This window comes from Stenotrophomonas sp. GL_101 (assembly GCF_057835675.1).
On sequence record NZ_CM174432.1, the window covers coordinates 3,860,299 to 3,881,551 of the forward strand.

14 protein-coding genes and 1 riboswitch are annotated in these 21,253 nt (G+C 66.2%); of the genes, 7 read left to right on the forward strand and 7 right to left on the reverse strand.

Annotated elements, in window-relative coordinates; all coding sequences use genetic code 11:
• Window positions 1–59 precede the first annotated feature (59 nt).
• From AC3IR9_RS17035 to thiC, 6 genes are all read right to left on the reverse strand, one after another.
• The gene (locus AC3IR9_RS17035; protein ID WP_489292191.1) at window positions 60–305 is read right to left on the reverse strand and encodes a hypothetical protein; all 246 of its coding nucleotides are present in this window, start codon (window positions 303–305) and stop codon (window positions 60–62) included.
• 15 nt (window positions 306–320) lie between these two features.
• Window positions 321–3,173, reverse strand: coding sequence for a TonB-dependent receptor plug domain-containing protein (locus AC3IR9_RS17040; protein ID WP_489292192.1), 2,853 nt, complete (start codon window positions 3,171–3,173; stop codon window positions 321–323).
• A 68-nt stretch (window positions 3,174–3,241) separates the two neighbouring features.
• Window positions 3,242–4,123 (reverse strand): helix-turn-helix transcriptional regulator, encoded by an 882-nt coding sequence (locus AC3IR9_RS17045; protein WP_489292193.1) that lies wholly within the window; start codon window positions 4,121–4,123, stop codon window positions 3,242–3,244.
• 122 nt (window positions 4,124–4,245) lie between these two features.
• Window positions 4,246–6,585: a winged helix-turn-helix domain-containing protein gene (locus tag AC3IR9_RS17050; protein ID WP_489292194.1), complete on the reverse strand. Its 2,340-nt coding sequence runs from the start codon at window positions 6,583–6,585 to the stop codon at window positions 4,246–4,248.
• Between the two features lie 266 nt (window positions 6,586–6,851).
• On the reverse strand, window positions 6,852–7,529 hold the full coding sequence (locus tag AC3IR9_RS17055) for an ion channel (protein ID WP_489292195.1): 678 nt from the start codon (window positions 7,527–7,529) through the stop codon (window positions 6,852–6,854).
• 103 nt (window positions 7,530–7,632) lie between these two features.
• Window positions 7,633–9,510: a phosphomethylpyrimidine synthase ThiC gene (thiC, locus tag AC3IR9_RS17060; protein WP_489292196.1), complete on the reverse strand. Its 1,878-nt coding sequence runs from the start codon at window positions 9,508–9,510 to the stop codon at window positions 7,633–7,635.
• A gap of 94 nt (window positions 9,511–9,604) precedes the next feature.
• Window positions 9,605–9,705, reverse strand: a riboswitch (TPP riboswitch).
• 270 nt (window positions 9,706–9,975) lie between these two features.
• Between thiC and AC3IR9_RS17065 the strand changes: the two genes are divergently transcribed.
• Complete coding sequence (locus AC3IR9_RS17065; RefSeq protein WP_489292198.1) at window positions 9,976–11,544, forward strand: BCCT family transporter; 1,569 nt, start codon at window positions 9,976–9,978, stop codon at window positions 11,542–11,544.
• A 727-nt stretch (window positions 11,545–12,271) separates the two neighbouring features.
• On the opposite strand, the gene ggt is transcribed toward AC3IR9_RS17065, so the two are convergent.
• The gene (gene ggt / locus AC3IR9_RS17070; RefSeq protein WP_489292199.1) at window positions 12,272–13,990 is read right to left on the reverse strand and encodes a gamma-glutamyltransferase; all 1,719 of its coding nucleotides are present in this window, start codon (window positions 13,988–13,990) and stop codon (window positions 12,272–12,274) included.
• A 661-nt stretch (window positions 13,991–14,651) separates the two neighbouring features.
• Here ggt and ilvC point away from each other — a divergent pair.
• The 6 genes from ilvC (at window position 14,652) to AC3IR9_RS17100 (ending at window position 21,230) form a co-directional block, all read left to right on the forward strand.
• A complete protein-coding gene (ilvC, locus tag AC3IR9_RS17075) occupies window positions 14,652–15,626 on the forward strand; it encodes a ketol-acid reductoisomerase (protein ID WP_489292200.1) in 975 nt (324 codons plus the stop codon).
• A gap of 38 nt (window positions 15,627–15,664) precedes the next feature.
• Complete coding sequence (gene ilvG / locus AC3IR9_RS17080) at window positions 15,665–17,404, forward strand: acetolactate synthase 2 catalytic subunit (protein WP_489292201.1); 1,740 nt, start codon at window positions 15,665–15,667, stop codon at window positions 17,402–17,404.
• Window positions 17,388–17,648 (forward strand): ACT domain-containing protein, encoded by a 261-nt coding sequence (locus AC3IR9_RS17085; RefSeq protein ID WP_489292202.1) that lies wholly within the window; start codon window positions 17,388–17,390, stop codon window positions 17,646–17,648. The genes ilvG and AC3IR9_RS17085 overlap by 17 nt, the downstream gene beginning before the upstream one ends.
• A gap of 129 nt (window positions 17,649–17,777) precedes the next feature.
• Window positions 17,778–18,875, forward strand: a complete 1,098-nt coding sequence (locus tag AC3IR9_RS17090) for a threonine dehydratase (protein ID WP_489292204.1) — start codon at window positions 17,778–17,780, stop codon at window positions 18,873–18,875.
• Window positions 18,872–20,425: a 2-isopropylmalate synthase gene (locus AC3IR9_RS17095; protein ID WP_489292206.1), complete on the forward strand. Its 1,554-nt coding sequence runs from the start codon at window positions 18,872–18,874 to the stop codon at window positions 20,423–20,425. Before AC3IR9_RS17090 ends, AC3IR9_RS17095 begins: the two co-directional genes overlap by 4 nt.
• 10 nt (window positions 20,426–20,435) lie before the next feature.
• A complete protein-coding gene (locus AC3IR9_RS17100) occupies window positions 20,436–21,230 on the forward strand; it encodes a class I SAM-dependent methyltransferase (RefSeq protein WP_489292207.1) in 795 nt (264 codons plus the stop codon).
• Window positions 21,231–21,253 lie beyond the last annotated feature (23 nt).

The window sequence follows — 21,253 nt, forward strand, 5'->3', positions numbered from 1 at the left end:
TCCCGCGCCAAGGCGGTACTACACAGGATGGCGCGCCGTGAGGGCGCGCCATCGTCGTTTCAGCGTTGCGGACAGGCGTCCAGCACGCAGTTGCGCCACAACAGCTCGCAGTACGCGGGCAGTTCGCCCGAATTGACGCAATCGATGCGGACTTGTTCGCAGTAGCGGCCGCCCTGGCAGACGATGAGGCCGGCCGATGCGCTGCCGGCAACGGCCAGGGTGCCAAGGAATACAGCAGAGAGTTTCTTTCCCTGACCCCAACGAAAAGAGGGCGGACCTTGCGGTCCGCCCTCCTGGTGTTGCAACAGAACTTCGATGGATCAGAAGCGCTGGGTGTACTTCATGTACAGGACACGACCGATGTCGAAGCCGCCGTAGTAGGCAAAGCTCGAGTTCGGTGCGCTGTACATCAGCGGGCCGCGGTGGTCGAACAGGTTGTTCGCGCCGACAGCAACGGTGGCATCCCACGGTGCCTTCCAGCTGACCTGCAGGTCATGGAAGGTGTTGGAGCCGGTCTTGCGCAGCGGAGCTGCTTCGCCATTGGCGTAACGGTCCGGATCGGTGCAGCCGATCGAGATGCACGACTCGCTCAGGCCGGAGTAGTAACGCGCGGTGTAGTTGACACCGAAGTCACCCATCGCCCAGTTGACGCCCAGGTTGGAACGCACGCGGAACAGCGTGGTGTCACCCGACTGGCCGACCTTGCCGATCATGATTTCGTCGCCGTTGCCGTTCTGGCCGGCTTCGTCATACTTGGACAGGTAGCTGGTCTGCCAGTCGATGCTGAACTGACCGATGGCCAGTTCCGGCAGGCGGTACTTGATGCCCAGGTCGTAACCTTCGGTGACCATCTTGCCGAGGTTGGCGGTGCCGTAGGTCAGCGCGCTGACGTGGCCATCGCTGCCACGGACAACATCGCTGCAACGGGCCGAGTTGCCGAGCACGTAGCAGTCACGGAGGATGCGGTCGACGCTGTCCTCGATGATCATGTCGTTGATCTCGTAACGGTACCAATCCAGCGAGACGTCCAGGCCCTGCACCCAACGCGGGCTCCAGACCAGACCGACGGTCTTGCTCTTGGAGGTTTCCGGCTTCAGGTTCGGGTTGGCGCCGGAGACGAACTGGTCACCGGACTGGCACGGCAGGGTCGAGCAGACCTTGTTACCTTGGCCGATCTGCACGTAGTCGGCCGGAACGCCTGCGGCCGAGCACGGGCCGTTGCCGGCAACGCTGCCCGGTGCGGTGGCGCCGCACGGATCGATGTACGACTCGAAGCTCGAGCTCAGGCCACCGTAAAGGTCGCTGATGGTCGGAGCACGGAAGCCCTCGGCGTAGGTGCCGCGGACCAGCAGCTCGTCCATCGGACGCCAGGTCAGGCCGAACTTGCTGTTGGTGGTGCCGCCGAAGTTGCTGTAGTCCGAATAACGGCTGGCAACGTTCAGGGTCAGTTCCTTGGCGAACGCCATGTCGGCCAGGATCGGCACGTTCAGTTCGAGGTAGACCTCGTTCAGATCGTACTCACCACGGGTCGGCTTCTGGCCCAGGCCGGTGGAACGGCCCGACTGTGCGAAGGCGTCCGGCGTGTAGCTGCCTTCTTCCTTGCGGTGTTCAACGCCCATGGCGAAGCCCAGGTCACCGGCCGGCAGGGTCACGATGGAACCGGCCAGGTTGGCGGTGAAGCTGGTGGTCTTGGTCAGGCCACGGGTGGTGAAGGTCGGGAACAGGAAGTCCTGCAACTCCGGGTCGGCCAGCGAACCCTGGCCCGAGACGCCGTACGGGAGCAGCGGGTTCCACGGACGGCAATCGCCCAGGATCGGGTTGGCAGCGGTGCCGCAACGAGCCACGCCACCGGCGTCGATGAACGACGGGCCGAGGGCCTGCTGGGAAGCGATCAGGCTCATGTCGCCGCGCTGGGTCTTGATCGACTCATTGCGGTTCCACAGGGCGCCCACGTCCCAATCGAAGGTCTTGTCAGCCACTTCGAAGAAGCCGCTGATGGTCGGGGCGAAGCGCAGGGTCTTCAGCTGGCTGTCGGTGGTGCGCGGCACTTCCCACAGGCGACGACGGAAGCTGATGTCCTGGTTGAGCGGGTTGAACGCACTGGAGCCGGACAGCGGGGTGTTGATGTTGGACGCTGCGGACTGGTACGGGTAGCCGGCGATCTGCTGGAACGTCTGACGCTCGTTGTAGAGCAGGTCGGTGTTCAGGCTGATCGAGTCGGTGAAGTCGTAGGTGCCGTTGATGTAGACGGACTTGCGCTTCACGCCGGTCAGCAGGGTCATCTGCTCGTTGGCATTGGCGTATTCGCCCGAGGTCAGCTCGTGGTAATCGTTCGGGTTCTTCGGGTTGCCGCCCTGGTTCAGGGTCTGCCACACGGCCGAGCCCTTGGTGCAATCGTTCAGGGTCGGGTTGCACCAGCTGCCGTTCTGGCTGATCGGGCTCCAGTCTTCGCTGGTGGAGTTCGGACCCAGTGCGCCATCACGGCTGTACCAGCGGTCCTTGGCCCACACCGGATCCTGCTTGGAGTATTCAGCCGACAGGGTCAGGCTGCCGCGCTCGCCCTTGGCACCCAGGGTCATCGAGTACTGCTGTTCGTCACCGTCGCCGTTGCCGTACTGGCCAACACGGACGCTGGCTTCGCCGCCGTCGACGTTCTTGCGGGTGATCACGTTGACCACGCCGGCAATGGCGTCGGACCCGTAGATCGAGGACGCGCCGTCCTTCAGGATCTCGATGCGCTCAACGGCCGACATCGGGATCTGGCTCAGGTCCTGCAGGCCCGAGGTGGAAGCGCCCAGGCGCTTGCCGTTCATCAGCACCAGGGTGCGCTGTGCGCCCAGGTTGCGGATGTCGACGTAGTAACCGCCAACGTTCTCGCCCGATGCCAGCGACTCCGAACGCGAGATGGCCGGCGAACCAGCCGAGGTCAGGTTGTTCAGCACGTCGGCGACGTTCGAGAAACCCTGCTTTTCCAGGGTTTCGCGGGTCATCGTCAGGATCGGCTGCTGGGTCTCCATGTTGGCACCGCGGATGCGCGAGCCGGTGACCGAGATGCGGTCCAGGTCAGTGGTGCCAGAGGCAGCTTCCTGCGCCGAGGCGAAGCTCGGCGCGAGCGCCAGCGCGATGCCGGCGGGCAGCAGGCCCAGCCGCACTGCGGGAGTACGAAAATTCATTGCTCTCTCCAAGGTACGTTAGTAGCGTGTTAAAACGCCTCGGAAAGTTACGATTGCGTTGCACTTTATTATTTGCGGGAAGCAACCGAAGGCTTTGCCGACTTTGGCGGGAGCATTCCGACGGCCTCGCGGAAGCCTGACGCAGACTGCCCGTAACGTGCGCGAAACGCCCGCGCAAAGCTGCAACAGTTGTCAAATCCACTGGCGGCGGCCACTTCGCCGATCATCATGTCGGTATCGCGCAGAAGGTCGGCAGCGCGCTCCAGGCGCAACCGTGCCGACAACGACTGCGGGCTTTCTTCGTACAGGCTCTGGAAGGTCTTGGACAGGTACCAGCTGGAGAAGTTGGTCAGCTCGGCCAGCTCGCCGATGCGCACGACGCGATGGCTGTTGCCTTCCAGGTACAGGCGCGCACGCTGCATGCGCCCGAACACCTGGCGCTTGCGGATGCGCGAGCGGCCCGGGCAACGCTGTACGCCGGTGGCGAGCACGCGCTGCAGCGAGGCCAGGTGCAGCAGCACCGGGCGCAGCGACTGCGCGGGCTGGCCGCTGGCCAGCACATCGCGCCACAACCGCAGCGCCACCCGCACTTCACCGCGGCTCATGCTGCCGCGTCCGGCGTAAAGGCTGCAGTCTTCCAGTTCACCCAGCGCGCGCAATGCATCCGGAGTCAGGCTCAGGCCGATGCACAACCCATCGCGCCCGGCCTGGATCATCGGCCTGGATTCCTTCTCGAAGGCGATCCACTCGCGCTGCCGCAGGCGGAAGCGTCCTTCCTTGGATTCCACCCATGCGCTGCCACGTAGCTGCATCCACACGGTGAAGGTAGCGCCAGCGGTCTGCAGGCTGCCGAGCCGGGCCACGCCCAGGCAGGTGGGCAGCGGACCGTCGTCGACGATCTTGTCCAGGGAAAGCGATTGGCCGCGATCGGCGAGGGAAAGCTGACGCATGACTACACCGTGGTTTGCCGTAACTGGGCAAACGTTTTGCCAAATCAGGCCGGTGTCGTCAGGAAACAACAACGAGATTCATCCGAATTCGGCACGAGGCCGATACGAAGGAATCACGACGGCTACTTCGCCTTGAAAAACAATGCGTTGGCAATCGACGGGAAGACCGGCGCGGCGGTCGTCGGCAGGGGCATCACGCCGATGTCGGCGCCATCGGCCACCGCCAGGGCCACATACAACGCGCTGCCATCGGGCTGCGCACTGAATCCGTTGCCGGCACTGAGGCGCGCGGCATCCAGGCAGTGCTCGACGTCGGTCTGGCCGGCGGTGATCCGCGACAACAGCGTGGCGCAATCGGTACGGTTGGACAGATAGTCGACGCTGCCACTGCGGGCCACCGCCCAGGTCCGATAGCGCCAGCGGGTAGGACGGTCGTCGCTGATCTGCTGGATGCTGTCGGCGCTGAGCCGGGCATCGGCCGACCACAGCCCGCCGGCAGACAGGCGGGTGAACAGGACGCGCTGGCTGGCAGGATCGAACCGCGCCTGCGACACGCCGTCCAGGCTGGCCAGCAGGGCCCACGGCGTCTGCTGGCGATCAAACAGCAACAGCCGCATGCGCTCGCGGGCGTCACGATCGACCACCAGCACCTGTGCCGGGTCGGCGGTGTACAACGCCTGCAACGGCTGGGCGACGGGAACCGGCAAGGCCACCACCTGCTCATCGCGCGGGGAGACCTCATAAATCACCGGATTGGCCTGCCCGTCGCGCCCGGACACCAGCAGGTGGCTGCTGTCAGCCGACCAATCGGCGGCCTGGCGGGTTTCCGGGCGCAGCCCTTCCACCGGGCGCAGCGACTCGGGCCGGTCGAGGTCGGCCCACCACAAGCCGTAGTTGCCGGAGCGATCGGAGGTGAACACCAGCTGGCGCCCGTCCGGTGCCAGCATCGGTTGGCCATCACGCCCGTTGGAGGCAAACAGACGCTCCGGCGTGCCCGGGCGACCGTCCTTGAGCGGCACGCGGAACAGGCCGAACTGCGCCTTGCGATGCACGAAGGCCAGCATCTCGCTGTTGCGCGACACCGCCGGGGACTGTGCATCGTCGATGCCAACATCGCGCAGGGTACGGGTCTGGATGTCCAGTTCGTACAGCCGTGCCTCGCTGTCCACGCGGCGCCCAAAGACGATGTGGCGGCTGTCGCTGCGCCATGCCCAGCCACGGATTTCTGCCGAGTCGGCGGTCAGCTGCTCGGGCACGCCGCCCTCGGCAGGCAGGCGCCACAGGTCGCCGATCTGCGGGTTGCGTACGAACACGATCCAGCGCCCATCCGGCGAATAGCGCGGGGCGTAGTCGAAACTGTCGGCGGCCACGTCATAGGCCACTGCCGTCCACCGGCCACTGGCGATGTCCAGGATGCGGATGCCGCGATGGGCGAAGCGCCCTGCCAGCGACCCGAACAGCAGCCCGTGGCCATCAGGTGTCCAGTCGAAGCTCAGCAGTTCGGTGCCATCGCAGCGGGTCACATGGCGCACCGCACCGCCGGTGGCGCTGGCAATCAGTACTTCACAGCTTGCACCCGGGCCAAACCGTGCGAACGCGATATCGCGCCCGTTCGGCGACCAGGTCGGGAAACGGTCCGAGTAGCCATCCGGTGTATCGGTAAGCGACCGCGCCGGTGCATTGCCGGAGGTCTGCACCTTGATGGCGCTGCCCTCACGGGCACTGCTGTCGGCTTCGTAGGCCACCTGCGAGCCGTCCGGCGACAACGTTGGATAGGTCTCGAAACCCGCCGTGGCGGTAATCAGGCGATACGGCCGCTGGGGGCTGCCGACCACGCGGCTGCCGTCTTCGAGCACGCCGCTGGACGCGGCAACCGGCGTGGGCCGCTGCAGCAGCAGGGCGGTCAACACCAGCAGCGCGACCAGCATGCCGATGCCCACCGCCAGCAGCACGTAACGGCGGATACGTCGCCAGCGGCTGCGCGCGGAGACCGTGGCAGGCACGATCGCCACCGCCGGTGTCATCGCCGGCGTGGGCAGCGCGGAAAGATCGATCGGAGCGTGCGCAACCACCGTGGCATCGACCGCCCCGGCGTCCATCGCGCCGACCGTATCGACGCTACTCACCGGCACCAGCAGGCGGTAGCCGGTCTTGGCAATGGTTTCGATATAGACCGCAGCGTCATCGTCGCTGGCAAATGCCTTGCGCAGCTGGGTGACGGCCTGGGTGAGCACATCGTTGGTAGGCAGCGTATCGGGCCACACCTCGGCGAACAGCTCATCGCGGGTCACCACCGCACCGGGCGAGCGCAGCAACGCCTTCAGTACCCCCAATGCCTTGGGGGTGAGCCGACGGGTGCGACGCGCGCCGGGCACCATGACCTCGCGGGAGGACATCGTGACGGTGCAATCGCCGATCCTGAACACATCGGCTGAAGGTGTCTCACTTACGTGGCTGATCATTCCAGTGTTACGAGTAAATGCAGAAGAACAGGAACGCAGCCTTCATCAACCGACAAACGATCGAACGAACCGCCAGATTCCGCACATGGCATCAGCGCAAACCGCAAAAACACTGAAGCGCGCGAATACTAGCCTATGCCGGTTAACCGCGCCTGTGCGTGCGGCCAACATCAGGCTCTCTCTCGCCGACGAATTCACATAAATCGCTTCAGCATTCGCGCCTTCGGGCGCGAATTTTTTATCTGCGATTCAGTTTCGAGCACACCTCAGCGGCGACCCCGCTGCAGCATGGTCAACCCGACCAATCGCGAAACCACCAGAGCCACATACATCACGCCCGCAAACTGCTCCAGCATCACCAGGGCGCGTGCCTGCGGATGCACCGGCACGACATCGCTCAACCCTACCCCTGACAGCAAGCTGAAGCTGAGATAAAGCAGCTCCATCCAGGTGCGCAGTTCGCTCTCGCTGGTGGCCAGGAAACTGCCCGGATACCACTGCTGGCAGACCGAGAAGGCGAACGCGAATGCCCAGGCCAACAAGGTGAATGTCGCCCCGGCCGCGAACAGCTCGTCGCGGGTGACCTTGTGGTCCTGCAGCATGTAGGCGGTGAGGCTGCCGGCGGTATAGAAGTACAACAGGCATTCCAGCAGTTGCGCGGTGGTGGTCAGTGCGGGCTTGCCCCACACCGCACCGGTGATGGAGAACACCACCGACGGAATGGCCAGCAGCAGGGCCAGCCACATCCCCAGCGGGCTGCGCCGCACCACCCACAGGGACAACCCCAGCACCGCAATCCCGAACGCACCGAACAACGCACGCCCGGCCCCGGCCTCGTCCATCGCCGGGTACAGCAGGACGCCCAGCAGCTGCACGGCCAGCAACCACGCCGACGGATGCCGGCGGGCGATGGCCAGCCATTTGGTGGTGCGTGCGATCGCCATGCCGATGCCCTTGCCTGTCCCCGGTCGGGCCGAGCTTAGCGCGGTTGCCGGCGATACCGCATGAGCCTGCCGGGACCGCGCGACGCCGTCCCGGCAGGGGGCGTCATTGCGGGCGATAGACCTCGGCACCGAGATCGCGGAACTGCGCCGACTTGTCGGCCATGCCTTCGGTCAGCGCCGCATCGTCGGTCAGGCCATGCTCGGCCGCGTAGTCGCGCACGTCCTGGGTGATTTTCATCGAGCAGAAGTGTGGCCCGCACATCGAACAGAAGTGGGCCAGCTTGTGCGCATCCTTGGGCAGCGTCTCGTCGTGGAATTCCTTGGCCTTCTCAGGATCCAGCCCGAGGTGGAACTGGTCTTCCCAGCGGAACTCGAAACGCGCCTTGCTCAGTGCGTTGTCACGCACCTGCGCACCGGGATGGCCCTTGGCCAGGTCCGAGGCATGCGCGGCGATGCGATAGGCCATGATGCCGTCGCGCACGTCCTGCCGGTTGGGCAGGCCCAGATGTTCCTTGGGGGTGACGTAGCAGAGCATGGCCGTGCCATACCAGCCGATCATCGCCGCGCCGATCGCACTGGTGATGTGGTCGTAGCCCGGTGCGATGTCGGTGGTGAGCGGGCCGAGCGTGTAGAACGGCGCTTCGCCGCACTCGCGCAGCTGCTTGTCCATGTTTTCCTTGATCAGCTGCATCGGCACGTGGCCGGGCCCTTCGATCATGGTCTGCACGTCGTGCTTCCATGCGATTTTCGTCAGTTCGCCAAGCGTTTCCAGCTCACCGAACTGCGCGGCGTCGTTGGCATCGGCGATGCACCCGGGGCGCAGGCCATCGCCGAGCGAGAAGGTCACATCGTAGGCCTTCATGATCTCGCAGATGTCCTCGAAGTGCGTGTAGAGGAAATTCTCCTTGTGGTGGGCCAGGCACCACTTGGCCAGGATGCTGCCGCCGCGCGAGACGATGCCGGTGACGCGTCGTGCGGTGAGCGGCACATAGCGCAGCAGCACGCCGGCATGGATGGTGAAGTAGTCCACGCCCTGTTCGGCCTGCTCGATGAGGGTGTCGCGGAAGATCTCCCAGGTCAGCGCCTCGGCACGACCGTCCACCTTCTCCAACGCCTGGTAGATCGGCACGGTGCCGATGGCGACCGGCGAATTGCGGATGATCCACTCACGCGTCTCGTGGATGTGCTTGCCGGTGGACAGGTCCATCACCGTGTCGCCACCCCAGCGGATCGCCCAGACCAGCTTCTCCACTTCTTCGGCAATACCCGAGGACACCGCACTGTTGCCGATGTTGGCGTTGATCTTGGTCAGGAAATTGCGCCCGATGATCATCGGTTCGCTTTCCGGGTGGTTGATGTTGTTGGGTAACACGGCGCGGCCGCGGGCGATTTCATCGCGCACGAACGCCGGGGTGATGATCTTCGGCAGGGAGGCGCCAAACGACTCCCCGGGGTGCTGCTTCAGCAGGGCCGCATCGCGGATCGCTTCGATGCGCTGGTTCTCGCGGATCGCCACGAATTCCATTTCCGGGGTGATGATGCCGCGCCGCGCATAGTGCATCTGGGTGACATTGGCCCCGGCCATGGCACGACGCGGGGTAATGCGCGATGGGAACCGCACCGCGTCCAGGCGCGCATCGGTTTCGCGCGAGCGGCCAAAGGTCGAGCTCAGGCCGGTCAGCAGTTCGGTGTCGCCACGCTCGGCCACCCAGCCGGCGCGCAAGGGCGCCAGCCCCACCGAGAGATCGATGCTCGCCTGCGGGTCGGTATAGGGCCCGGAGGTGTCATAGACGGTCACCGGCGCGTTCTCCTCGCCGCCGAACAGCGTGGGCGTGCGGGTCAGCACGATCTCGCGCATCGGCACCTGCAGGTCGCTGCGCGAACCGGGCACGTGGATCTTGCGCGACCCTGGAATCGGGCGGGTCACCGACTCGGAGAGTTGCTGGGCCTGTTGCTGCAGGGCGGAAGGCTGTGCGTTCATCGGGCATCGTCCAAAAAGGTCGGGGACGAAGCGGCGGCGCACGGCAGACGGATTGCGGGCGGTCACCGGGCACGGTAGCCCTGCGGCGCAGTGCATCTGCAGTTGCGAAGCTTCCTACGCCGGTATCAACCGGATCAGGTTCGAAGGGACTGTCTCAACCTTGGCCATGTGGCCGCGGTACCCCCGCTTCGGGGCGAATTAGACCACAAACGACACCACGGTAGCCGCCGGACAGCGGGCGATTGCCTTGCTCCGGCGTGCGCGTGAACAACGCCCTGACGCTGCCTGGACTAGAATGTTGCGGCGCGGTATACGCCCTGTTGCTTCCCACCGCCCGACCAGAGCCCCTGTTCTGGCCACCCGCACAGTCCGGCATCGACCGGCTTGAATCGCCCCAGTTGTCGCCGTTGTGCCGCTGGAGACTGCAAGCATTCGCTCGCCCCATTTGTTCGGAGAAACTCCTGCATGGTGTTTCGTATTTCCATCGCACTGGTCATTGTTCTGGTGCTGCTGGCCGGGATCGCGCCCGGCCCGTTCAATGCCGTCATCCAGAGCGGCCTGACACCCATCATCAAGAGCACCGGCTGGCTGTACCTGCTGGTGGTGTTCATCACGTTGTCGTTCCTGATGTACCTGGCGTTCGGCCGTTTCGGTTCGTTGCGCATCGGCGGTGAAGATGCCGAGCCGGATTTTTCCAATGCCAGCTGGATGTCGATGCTGTTCGCTGCGGGCATGGGCATCGGCCTGGTGTTCTGGGGCGCCGCCGAGCCGATCTCGCACTTCGTCAAGCCGCCCGAAGGGCTGGCGCCGCAGAGCATGGACGCGGCACGTGCATCGATGCGCTACGCCTTCTTCCATTGGGGCCTGCACCCGTGGGCCATCTACGCACTGATCGGGCTGGCAATGGCGTGGTTCCAGTTCAACCGCAATGGCCGTGGGTTGATCAGTGACCTGCTGCAGCCGCTGATCGGCCGCCATCATCGCGGCTGGATCGGCACGGTGGTGAACGTGGCCGCCGTGGTGGCAACGGCCATCGGCGTGGCCACCACGCTGGGCTTTGGCACCATCCAGATTGCCGCCGGCATCGAGCGGGTGTTCGGCATCCGCTCCTCGCCCGCCGTGCAGCTCACCATCATTGCCGTCGCGTTCGTGCTCTACATGGCCTCGACCACCAGCGGCGTGCACCGCGGCATCAAGTGGCTGTCCAACTTCAACCTGGGGTTGGCCGCGCTGCTGCTGGCCCTGATACTGGTGCTGGGGCCGACCGGCTTCATCTTCGACACGTTCACCACCACCCTGGGTTCCTACCTCAACCAGCTGGTGACGATGAGCCTGCGCATGTCGCCGTTCTCGGGCAGCACATGGGTGGCGGACTGGACGATCTTCTACTGGGCGTGGTGGATCGCCTGGGCCCCGTTCGTAGGCTCGTTCATCGCGCGGGTCTCGCGTGGGCGCAGCATCCGCGAGTTCGTGCTGGGCGTGGTGATCGCGCCGAGCGTGCTCGGCTTCCTGTGGTTCTCGGTGTTTGGCGGCACGGCGCTGTGGTCGCAGATTTTCGGCCACGTCGACCTGGTCCAGGCGCTGGGCAACGGCTATGAAACCGTGTTGTTCACGATGTTCGACAGCCTGCCGATGCCGACCGTGTTGTCGGTAGTGGCGCTGGTGCTGCTGGTGATCTTCTTTGTGACCTCGGCCGATTCCGCAGTGCTGGTGCTGGCCACCATGTCCACCGATGAAGCCGGCGAGCCGCCGCTGTCGCGCAAGATGGCCTGGGGGGTGGCGATTGCGTTGATTGCCGGTGCACTGCTACTGGCCGGCGGCCTGGATGCACTGCAGGGCATGATCACCATTGCCGCACTACCGTTTGCCCTGTTGATGCTGCTGGTGATGTGGTCGCTGTACCGCGTGCTGGACATGGAATATGCCTTGCAGCGTCGCCGCGCGCAGCGCGCGCGACACATGATGGACGCCTGGATAGAGCGCGAAATCGCCGCGCAGGAAGAAACCCGCGACGAGGCCGCGCGGGCGCCGTAGCGGGCGCGCACCCGGTAACCTGCGCAACCGTGAAGCCGACCGTTGGTCGGCTTACGGCTTCGTTCGGGCATGCTGCGCGCGTTCGGGCCGCTTCGCAGCCGATAGGCTTGCGGAAGGCAGGGCAAAAACATGCTTCTTTTGGCCTGCCAGCATTCTGGCCACGCAGGCGTGGGGGGAGCGTCACCACCAACGGTGGTGACCTACCGGCACGCGGGCATCGGTGACCGCGTGCGGAGCACCCCGGCGGCCGTAGATCCACACCATCCGTGGATAGCACCCTTCGCGCACCGCAAGCCGAGCCCCTTGGCGGCCAGCAGATCCTTGGCAAAATAAAGGAGGAGGGCGCCGCAGGCGGCCGGGGGACATTTGCACAAGGGTCTGCTGGCCGCCAAGGGGCCCCCGACGCTCGCGGCACGCCCAAACGAGGAGGCTGTCGGCGCAAAGCGTCACCACCAACGGTGGTGACCTACCGGCACCCGGGCATCGGTGCCCGCGTGCGGAGCTCCCCGGCGGCCGTAGATCCATGCCATGCGTGGATGCCGCTCTTCACGTCCCGCAAGCCGAGCCCCTTGGCGGCCGGCAGGTCCTTGGCAAAATAAAGGAGGAGGCCGGCGCCGCAGGCGTCGGCCGGGGGACAGTTGCACAAGGGTCTGCCGGCCGCCAAGGGGCCCCGGACGCGCGCGGCGCACCTGATCGAAGATCGCTCCTGCTTTGTGTTGGCGTTACCTCAGTACCCCGCAGCCTGCCCATCCTTGCGGCTTTCCGAGGCGCCGTAATACACGCCGGTGTCCGGGTCGCGCAGGATCGCCTGGTAGCCACCGTACGGGCCATCGGCGAATACCACCCGATGGCCCTTGCGCATCAGCGCACGCACGGTTTCATACGGGAAGCCGGTTTCCAGGTTGACCTCGCCACCGTCGCTCATCGCAGTGGCCTGTCCGGTCGGCTCGGTCGAGCCTTCATGCTGGATGCGCGGCGCATCGCCGGCTTCCTGCAGGTTCATGCCGAAGTCGACCATGTTCATCACGATCTGCGCATGGCCCTGCGGCTGCATCGCCCCGCCCATCACCCCGAAGCTCATCCACGGCTTGCCGCCCTTGGTCACGAACGCGGGAATGATGGTCTGGAACGGTCGTTTGCCCGGCGCGTAGCCGTTCGGATGGTCCTTCTGCAGCACGAACATCTCACCGCGATCCTGCAGGATGAAGCCCAGCCCCGGCGGCGCCATGCCGCTGCCCATGCCACGGTAGTTGGACTGAATCAGCGACACCATCATGCCGTCCGCGTCGGCTACGGTCATGTAGATCGTGTCGCCTTCCTGCAGCTGTTTGGGCGTGCCCGGCTGCACCTCGCGCAGCGCCTTGTCCATGGAAATCAGTTTGCGCCGCTCGGCCGCGTAGCCCTTGGAAATGAGCTTGTCCACCGGCGCCGGCTGGAACGCCATGTCGGCATAGAAGCGCGCGCGGTCGGCGAAGGCCAGCTTCTTGGCCTCCACGAACAGATGCACGTGCTCGGGAGAGCCGAAGGCGATCTTGGAGAAGTCGTAGCCCTCGAGCACATTGAGGATCTGCAGCGCGGCAATGCCCTGGCTGTTCGGCGGCAACTCCCACACGTCGTAACCGCGATAGTTGCTGCTGACCGGCTCGACCCACTCACCGTGGTGGCTGGCCAGGTCGTCGTAGCTCAGGTAACCACCGTTGGCCTTGAAGTAGCTGCCGATGGTGCGCGCGATGTCGCCCTTGTAGAACGCATCCCGCCCGCCCTGCGCGATCTGCTCCAGGGTGTTGGCCAGGTTGGGGTTCTTCCACATCTCACCCTTGCGTGGCGCATGGCCATCCACGGTGAACTGCTCTTTGAAACCGGGGTACTGCGACAGCTTGGGCACCGAGCGGTCCCAGTAGTAAGCGATCACCTCGGCCACCGGATGGCCCTCGCGCGCGTAGCGGATGGCCGGGGCCAGGTTGTCGGCCATCGGCTTGCGCCCGAAGCGCTCGTGCAGCGCGAACCAGCCATCCACCGCGCCCGGCACCGACACCGGCAGCGGGCCGGTGGCCGGGATTTCCTTCAGGCCACGGCGCTGGAACTCGGCCAGGGTCAGCGACTTCGGGGAACGCCCGGAGCCGTTGTAACCGTACAGCTTCTGCGTTTTGGGGTCCCAGACGATGGCGAACAGGTCGCCGCCGATGCCGTTGCCGGTCGGCTCCATCAGCCCCAACGCCGCGTTGGCGGCGATGGCCGCATCCATTGCCGAACCACCGGACTTCATCACGTCCAGTGCGATCTGGGTCGCCAAGGGCTGCGAGGTGGCCGCCATCGCGTGCGGGGCAATGACTTCCGAGCGGGTCGCGAAGGCGTGGCCGGTGACGCGGTCGGCCGCCGAAGCGAGCATGGGAAGGGCACACAGGACAGCGGCGGCAAGCAGGCCGCGGGCAAGACGTCGGGACACGGGGTGGTTCCTGATGGGTGGTAGCGGCTTGATAGTGGCCGTAATTGCCCGGCGACGGCATCGGACAATGGTCATGGGCGTGCCCGAAAGGAAGATCATTTCCGCGCAGAATGCCGCGGCAAAATAGTGAATTCGGGTTCACCGTAACGATTTCAGCCGCAACCATCCTTGCGTGGCGGGGCTTTGCGCTGGATGCAGGCGAAACCGTTGCAAATATCGCCGCAACGGTTGACAGCCCTGAAAGCGCTGTGGTTTTCTCGATCTCATGTTGCAGCGCACAGCCATCCGCGAATCCATCCAGCACGCCGACCCCGGCGCGGCCTCGATCCGTTCGCTTCTTGTCCTCGTACTTATTACCCAACCAACAGGTGCGGGACGGACCGGCGTGTAAGCAAGACTGCCAGGTATCCATCAAAACCCGCACCCACCCAGGTGCGGGTTTTTTCGTTTCAGAGCCCCTCGATTCTTCCTCCCCCTCCCCTTCCCCACGCCGAGTTTCCCTTCCCCATGACCCGCCAGCCCGCCACCGCCGCCCCGATGCCCAGCGCCCCACCGGCGTGTGCGTGTGGCCGTGGCCCTGCGCGCGCCACCCCTTCCCCTGATTGGCCGACGCGTCGCTGACCGTCGGCCTTCTTTTTTTTGCCTCCAAAGGATCTTCCCCATGAGCACCAACGACCTGCCCCAGATCAAGATCGCTGTTGTCGGCTACGGCAGTCAGGGCCGCGCCCACGCCTTGAACCTGCGTGAATCCGGCTTCGACGTTGTCATCGGGCTGCGCCCGGGCGGCCCCACCGAGGTCAAGGCGCAGGCCGACGGCTTCACCGTCCAGGCCCCCGCCGAGGCGGTCAAGGACGCCGACCTGGTCGCCGTGCTGACCCCGGACATGGTGCAGAAGAAGCTCTACGAAGACGTGCTCGCGCCGAACATGAAACAAGGCGCGTGCCTGCTGTTCGCGCATGGCTTGAACGTGCATTTCGACATGATCAAACCCCGCGAGGATCTGGATGTAGTACTGGTCGCGCCGAAGGGCCCCGGCGCGCTGGTGCGTCGCGAGTACGAAATCGGGCGCGGCGTGCCGTGCATCTGGGCGGTCCACCAGGACCGCAGCGGCAAGGCGGCCGAGTACGCGCTGGCCTATGCCGCCGGCCTGGGCGGCGCCCGCGCCAACCTGATCCAGACCACCTTCAAGGAAGAGACCGAGACCGACCTGTTCGGCGAGCAGGCGGTGCTGTGCGGCGGGGCCTCGGCGCTGGTCCAGGCCGGTTTCGAGACCCTGGTGGAAGCCGGTTACCAGCCGGAAATCGCCTATTACGAGGTCCTGCACGAACTGAAGCTGATCGTGGACCTGTTCTACGAAGGCGGCATCACCCGGATGCTGGAATTCATCTCCGAAACCGCCCAGTACGGCGATTACGTCAGTGGTCCGCGCGTCATCGATGCCGGCACCAAGGCGCGCATGAAGGACGTGTTGACCGACATCCAGAACGGCACCTTCACCAAGAACTGGGTGGCCGAGTACGAAGCGGGCCTGCCCAACTACAACAAATTCAAGCAGGCCGACCTGGAGCACCCGATCGAGAAGGTAGGCAAGGAACTGCGCGCCAAGATGGTCTGGTTGCAAAGTCAAGCCGCGTAACCCGCGGCTCCCCCACCCGCTTTCGTAAAGGTCACCGCATGAATACCTCCGCACACAGCAGCGCGCCCCGCAACGGCGCACGCTGGTTGACGCAGGCCCTGGAAGCCGAGGGCGTGCATACGCTGTTCGGCTATCCGGGCGGCACCATCATGCCGTTCTACGACGCCCTGGTGGATTCCGGGCTGAAGCACATCCTGGTCCGCCATGAACAAGGCGCGGCGCTGGCCGCCAATGGCTACGCCCGCGCCAGCGGCCAGGTCGGCGTGTGCGTGGCCACCTCCGGCCCGGGCGCGTCCAACCTGGTCACCGGCATCGCCGATGCGATGCTCGATTCGGTGCCGATGGTCTGCATCACCGGCCAGGTTGCCACCCCGCTGCTGGGCACCGACGCGTTCCAGGAACTGGACGTGTTCGGGCTGACCCTGCCGATCGTCAAGCACAGCTGGCTGGTGCGCTCGGTCGATGACCTGCCGCGGGTAGTCGCCGAGGCCTTCCGCATCGCCCGGGAAGGGCGCCCCGGGCCGGTGCTGATCGACCTGCCCAAGGACGTGCAGATCGCCGACGCCGCGCACCTGCCCGCGCATGTGCCGGCATTGGTGAGCCCGCCGCCAGCCCCGCAGGACGCGGCATTGGCACAGGCCATCGTGGCCATCGCCGAGGCCGAGAAGCCGGTCATCTATGCCGGTGGTGGGGTGGCGTTGGGCGATGCGGTGGAGGACTTCCGCCGCTTCGTGGATGCCAGTGCGATCCCCACCGTACTGACCCTGCGCGGGCTGGGCGCGCTGCCGGCGCAGCACCCGCACTACCTGGGCATGCTGGGCATGCACGGCACCCGCGCGGCCAACATGGCCGTGCAGGAGAGCGACCTGCTGGTGGTGGTCGGTGCGCGTTTCGATGACCGTGCCACGGGCAAGTTGAATGAATTCGCCCCGTTCGCACGGGTCATCCATATCGACGCCGATGCGTATGAAATCTCCAAGCTGCGCACCGCCGACATCGCCGTGCCCGGCAACGTCGGCACCGCCCTGCGTGCGCTGACTGCCGCCGCCTCCGCCGCGCCACCGGCAAGCCAGGACACCTGGCGCAAGCGCTGCAACAGCAACCGCGAACGCTTCGCTGCCCGCTACGACGCACCGGGCAAGCACATCTACGCCCCGGCGTTGCTGAAGCGCCTGAGCGAGCTGGCCCCGAGCGATGCGATCATCGCCTGCGACGTCGGCCAGCACCAGATGTGGGTGGCCCAGCACTGCCGCTTCAACCACCCGCGCAACCACCTCACTAGTGGCGCGCTCGGCACCATGGGCTTCGGCCTGCCGGCGGCGATGGGCGCGCAGTTCGCCTGCCCGGACCGCACCGTGGTGCTGGTCTCCGGTGACGGCAGTTTCATGATGAACGTGCAGGAGCTGGTGACCATCGCCCGCTGCCGCCTGCCGGTGAAGATCGTGCTGCTGGACAACAGCTCGCTGGGCATGGTTCGCCAGTGGCAGGAACTGTTCTTCGCCGAGCGCTACAGCGAGATCGACCTGTCCGACAACCCGGACTTCGCCGCACTGGCGCAGGTGTTCGGCATTCCGGCCACCCGCATCGATGCCCGCGACGATGTCGAAGGGGGGCTGGCCGCGTTGCTGGCCCAGCCGGGCCCGGCCCTGCTGCACGTGGCCATCGACGCACGCGCCAACGTGTGGCCGCTGGTGCCGCCCAACAACGCCAACAGCACGATGCTGGACAGCAACCCCGCTCACCAGACCCAGGAGTTCCCCAATGCAATACCGGCTTGACCTGGTGCTGGTCCCCGCCGAAGGGGCGCTGCTGCGCGTGATCGGCATGGCCGAACGTCGCGGCTTCGCCCCGCGCGCGATCGCCGGCGCCCCCAATGCCGATGACGCGGGCCGCTGGCATCTGCAGCTGGTGGTGGACAGCAACCGTCCGCCGGAAACGCTGTGCCGGCAGATCGAAAAGATCTACGACTGCATTTCGGTGCGCATCAGCGCGCTGGAACCCACTGCCGGAGTCTCGGCATGAACGCCCGCACCGTGACACCGGTGCCGGTACGGAGGTGTCTTCTCCAAGCACAGGGATGCACGACCTCGCACGCAGGCGCGCCGTTCCCGCAGCGGGCAGCCTGCGGCAACCTGCGTGGTCTGGACCGGCATGCCCGCTAGCTACGCCACGCAGGACCCGGACGTAGGCGAGGTAAGCGTCGCTGACGTGCTGGCCGCGCAGGCGCGCCTGCGCCGTTTCCTGCCGCCCACCCCGCTGCATTACGCCGAGCGCTTCGGCGTGTGGTTGAAGCTGGAGAACCTGCAGCGCACCGGTTCCTACAAGGTGCGCGGCGCGTTGAATGCGCTGTTGGCCGGGCGCGAGCGCGGCGACGAGCGGCCGGTGATCTGTGCCTCGGCCGGCAACCATGCCCAGGGCGTGGCCTGGGCCGCCTATCGCCTGAACATCCCGGCGATCACGGTGATGCCGCACGGCGCACCGGCGACCAAGATCGCCGGCGTCGCCCACTGGGGCGCCACGGTACGCCAGCACGGCAACAGCTACGACGAGGCCTATGCCTTCGCCCGCGCGTTGGCCGACCAGCATGGCTACCGCTTCCTGTCCGCCTTCGACGACCCGGACGTGATCGCCGGCCAGGGCACGCTGGGCATCGAACTGGCCCCGCACGCACCGGACGTGGTGATCGTGCCGATCGGTGGCGGCGGTTTGGCGTCCGGCGTGGCGCTGGCGCTGAAATCGCAGGGCGTGCGCATCGTCGGCGCGCAGGTCGAAGGTGTCGATTCGATGGCCCGGGCGATCCGCGGCAACGTCCGTGAGATCGCCCCGGTCGCCACCCTGGCCGACGGCGTCAAGGTGAAGATCCCCGGCCTGCTGACCCGCAAGCTGTGCAGCGCGCTGCTGGACGATGTGGTGATCGTGCGCGAAGCGGAGCTGCGCGAAACCCTGGTGCGGCTGGCACTGGAAGAACACATCATTGCCGAAGGCGCCGGTGCGCTGGCGCTGGCCGCCGGTCGCCGCGTGGCCGGCAAGCGCAAATGCGCGGTGGTGTCCGGCGGCAACATCGACGCGATGGTGCTGGCCCAGCTGCTGGCCGACATCCGCCCGCGCTCGCCGCGCAAACCGCGCCGCCGCGCCAGTGAACGAACGCGACTACCGCTGCCCACCGCGCTCGCCCCACCCACGATTCCCGTTGCTTCCCCTTCCTTTGCCACCCCATCCGACATCGCTGTCGAGGAGACCTCCTGGTGACCACGCCCAACTCCCCCCGAATTAGAATTTTCGACACCACCCTGCGCGACGGCGAGCAATCGCCGGGCTGCAGCATGAGCCCGCAGCAGAAGCTGGTGATGGCCCGTGCGCTGGACGAGCTGGGCGTGGACATCATCGAAACCGGCTTCCCGGCCAGCTCGCAGTCCGACCGCGAAGCAATGGCGATGATCGGCCGCGAAGTACGCCGCCCCACCCTGGCGGTGCTGTCGCGCTGCCTGGCCGGCGACATCGAAACCTCGGCCAAGGCCCTGGAAGCGGCGGCCAACGCGCGCCTGCACGTATTCCTGTCGACCAGCCCGCTGCATCGCGAGCACAAGCTGCGGATGAGCCGCGAGCAGGTGCTGGAATCGGTGCACAAGCATGTCAGCCTGGCCCGCAGCTATGTGGATGACGTGGAATTTTCGGCCGAAGACGCCACCCGCACCGAGGAAGACTTCCTGATCGAGGTGGCCCGCGTCGCGGTCGCTGCCGGTGCCACCACCATCAACCTGCCCGATACCGTAGGGTTCACCACGCCGGAAGAAATCCGCGGCATGTTCCAGCGCGTCATCGCCGGCGTATCCGACAGCGACCGCATCATCTTCAGCGCGCACTGCCACAACGACCTGGGACTGGCCGTGGCCAATTCGCTGGCCGCCATCGAAGGCGGTGCGCGCCAGGTGGAATGCACCATCAACGGCATCGGCGAGCGCGCCGGCAACTGCGCGCTGGAAGAGATCGCCATGGTGCTGAAGGTGCGCAACGCCTTCTACGCCGAAGACACCCGCATCAACACCCCGCGCATCGTCGGCACCTCGCAGTTGCTGCAGCGCCTGGTGGGCATGCCGGTGCAACGCAACAAGGCGGTGGTCGGCGCCAATGCATTCGCGCACGAATCGGGCATCCACCAGCACGGCATGCTGCGCCACCGCGGCACTTACGAAATCATGCGCCCCGAAGATGTGGGCTGGGAGTCCTCGCAGATGGTGCTGGGCCGCCACAGTGGCCGCGCGGCAGTGGAACAGCGCCTGCGGGCGCTGGGCTTCTGGCTGGACGAAGACGAATTGAAGCTGGTCTTCGAGCAGTTCAAGGCATTGTGCGAACAGCAGCGCGTGGTGACCGACGCCGACCTGCAGACCCTGATGCAGGGCAGTGCCACCCAGAGCGGCTACCGCCTGGCCTCGATGACCATCAGCGATGTCGGCAGCCGCGCCAACGCGCTGGTGGAGCTGTCCGACCCGGACGGCAACCGCGTTGCTGAAACCTCCCAGGGCGATGGCCCGGTGGATGCGCTGTTTGGCGCGCTGTCGGCGGCTACCGGCGTGCAGCTGATGCTGGACAGCTACCACGTGCACAGCGTCGGCATTGGTGCCGATGCGCGCGGCGAGGCCAATCTGAGCGTGCGTCACGAGGGCGTGGAGTACGAAGGCACCGGCACCAGCCGCGACATCATCGAAGCGTCCGCACTGGCCTGGTTGGAGGTCGCCAACCGCCTGCTGCGCCAGCGCAGTGCCAGCACCGAGCAACCCGCGGCCAGCGCCGCCGCCTGAGGACCCGAGCATGAGCGCCTTCGACAGCAACCACCCCAGTGCCGACGCCCCCGTTGCCGGCCAGCGCTGGAACGCCCACGACTACGCCATCGATGCCGGCTTCGTGCCGGTGCTCGGCGGCGCGGTGGCGCGGCTGCTCGACCCGCAGCGCGGTGAACGCATCCTCGACCTGGGCTGCGGCGACGGTGTGTTGAGCGTCGAGCTGGCGCTCGGCGGCGCGCACATCACCGGTGTGGATGCCTCGCCGGAGCTGGTGGGCGGCGCCCGTGCACGCGGTATCCAGGCGCACGTCATGGATGCCCATGCGATGCGCTTCGAGCAGTCCTTCGATGCGGTGTTCAGCAACGCCGCCCTGCACTGGATGCGTGAGCCGGACCGGGTGATCGAAAGCGTGCGCCGTGCGCTGAAGCCCGGCGGCCGCTTCGTCGCCGAGATGGGCGGGCACGGCAACGTCATCGCCATCACCAGCGCGCTGCAGGCCGCGCTGTGTGCCAATGGCCACGCTACACCGGCATTCCCGTGGTACTTCCCCAGTGCCGACCAGTACGCCGATCGGCTGCGCGCGCATGGCTTCCAGGTGCGCTTCATCGCGTGCGACGCCCGCCCCACGCCCCTGCCCACCGGCATGCGCGGCTGGCTGCGCACCTTCGCCTCACCGTTCCTGACCGGGGTGGAAGGCGCGGCGCGGCAGCGGGTGATCGATGACACCTTGGCCCTGCTCGAACCAACCCTGCGCGACGCGCGCGGCCAGTGGACGGCCGATTACGTGCGGCTGCGTTTCGACGCACGCCTGCGCACCGTCTGATACAACCCTTACATGAACCGCAG

Bases quoted from the DNA above. Each gene is read 5' to 3' on its own strand.
- AC3IR9_RS17040 (WP_489292192.1), bottom strand. From the start codon at position 3,173: ATGAATTTTCGTACTCCCGCAGTGCGGCTGGGCCTGCTGCCCGCCGGC.
- AC3IR9_RS17045 (WP_489292193.1), bottom strand. From the start codon at position 4,123: ATGCGTCAGCTTTCCCTCGCCGATCGCGGCCAATCGCTTTCCCTGGAC.
- AC3IR9_RS17050 (WP_489292194.1), bottom strand. From the start codon at position 6,585: ATGATCAGCCACGTAAGTGAGACACCTTCAGCCGATGTGTTCAGGATC.
- AC3IR9_RS17055 (WP_489292195.1), bottom strand. From the start codon at position 7,529: ATGGCGATCGCACGCACCACCAAATGGCTGGCCATCGCCCGCCGGCAT.
- thiC (WP_489292196.1), bottom strand. From the start codon at position 9,510: ATGAACGCACAGCCTTCCGCCCTGCAGCAACAGGCCCAGCAACTCTCC.
- AC3IR9_RS17065 (WP_489292198.1), top strand. From the start codon at position 9,976: ATGGTGTTTCGTATTTCCATCGCACTGGTCATTGTTCTGGTGCTGCTG.
- ilvC (WP_489292200.1), top strand. From the start codon at position 14,652: ATGAGCACCAACGACCTGCCCCAGATCAAGATCGCTGTTGTCGGCTAC.
- ilvG (WP_489292201.1), top strand. From the start codon at position 15,665: ATGAATACCTCCGCACACAGCAGCGCGCCCCGCAACGGCGCACGCTGG.
- AC3IR9_RS17085 (WP_489292202.1), top strand. From the start codon at position 17,388: ATGCAATACCGGCTTGACCTGGTGCTGGTCCCCGCCGAAGGGGCGCTG.
- AC3IR9_RS17090 (WP_489292204.1), top strand. From the start codon at position 17,778: ATGCCCGCTAGCTACGCCACGCAGGACCCGGACGTAGGCGAGGTAAGC.
- AC3IR9_RS17100 (WP_489292207.1), top strand. From the start codon at position 20,436: ATGAGCGCCTTCGACAGCAACCACCCCAGTGCCGACGCCCCCGTTGCC.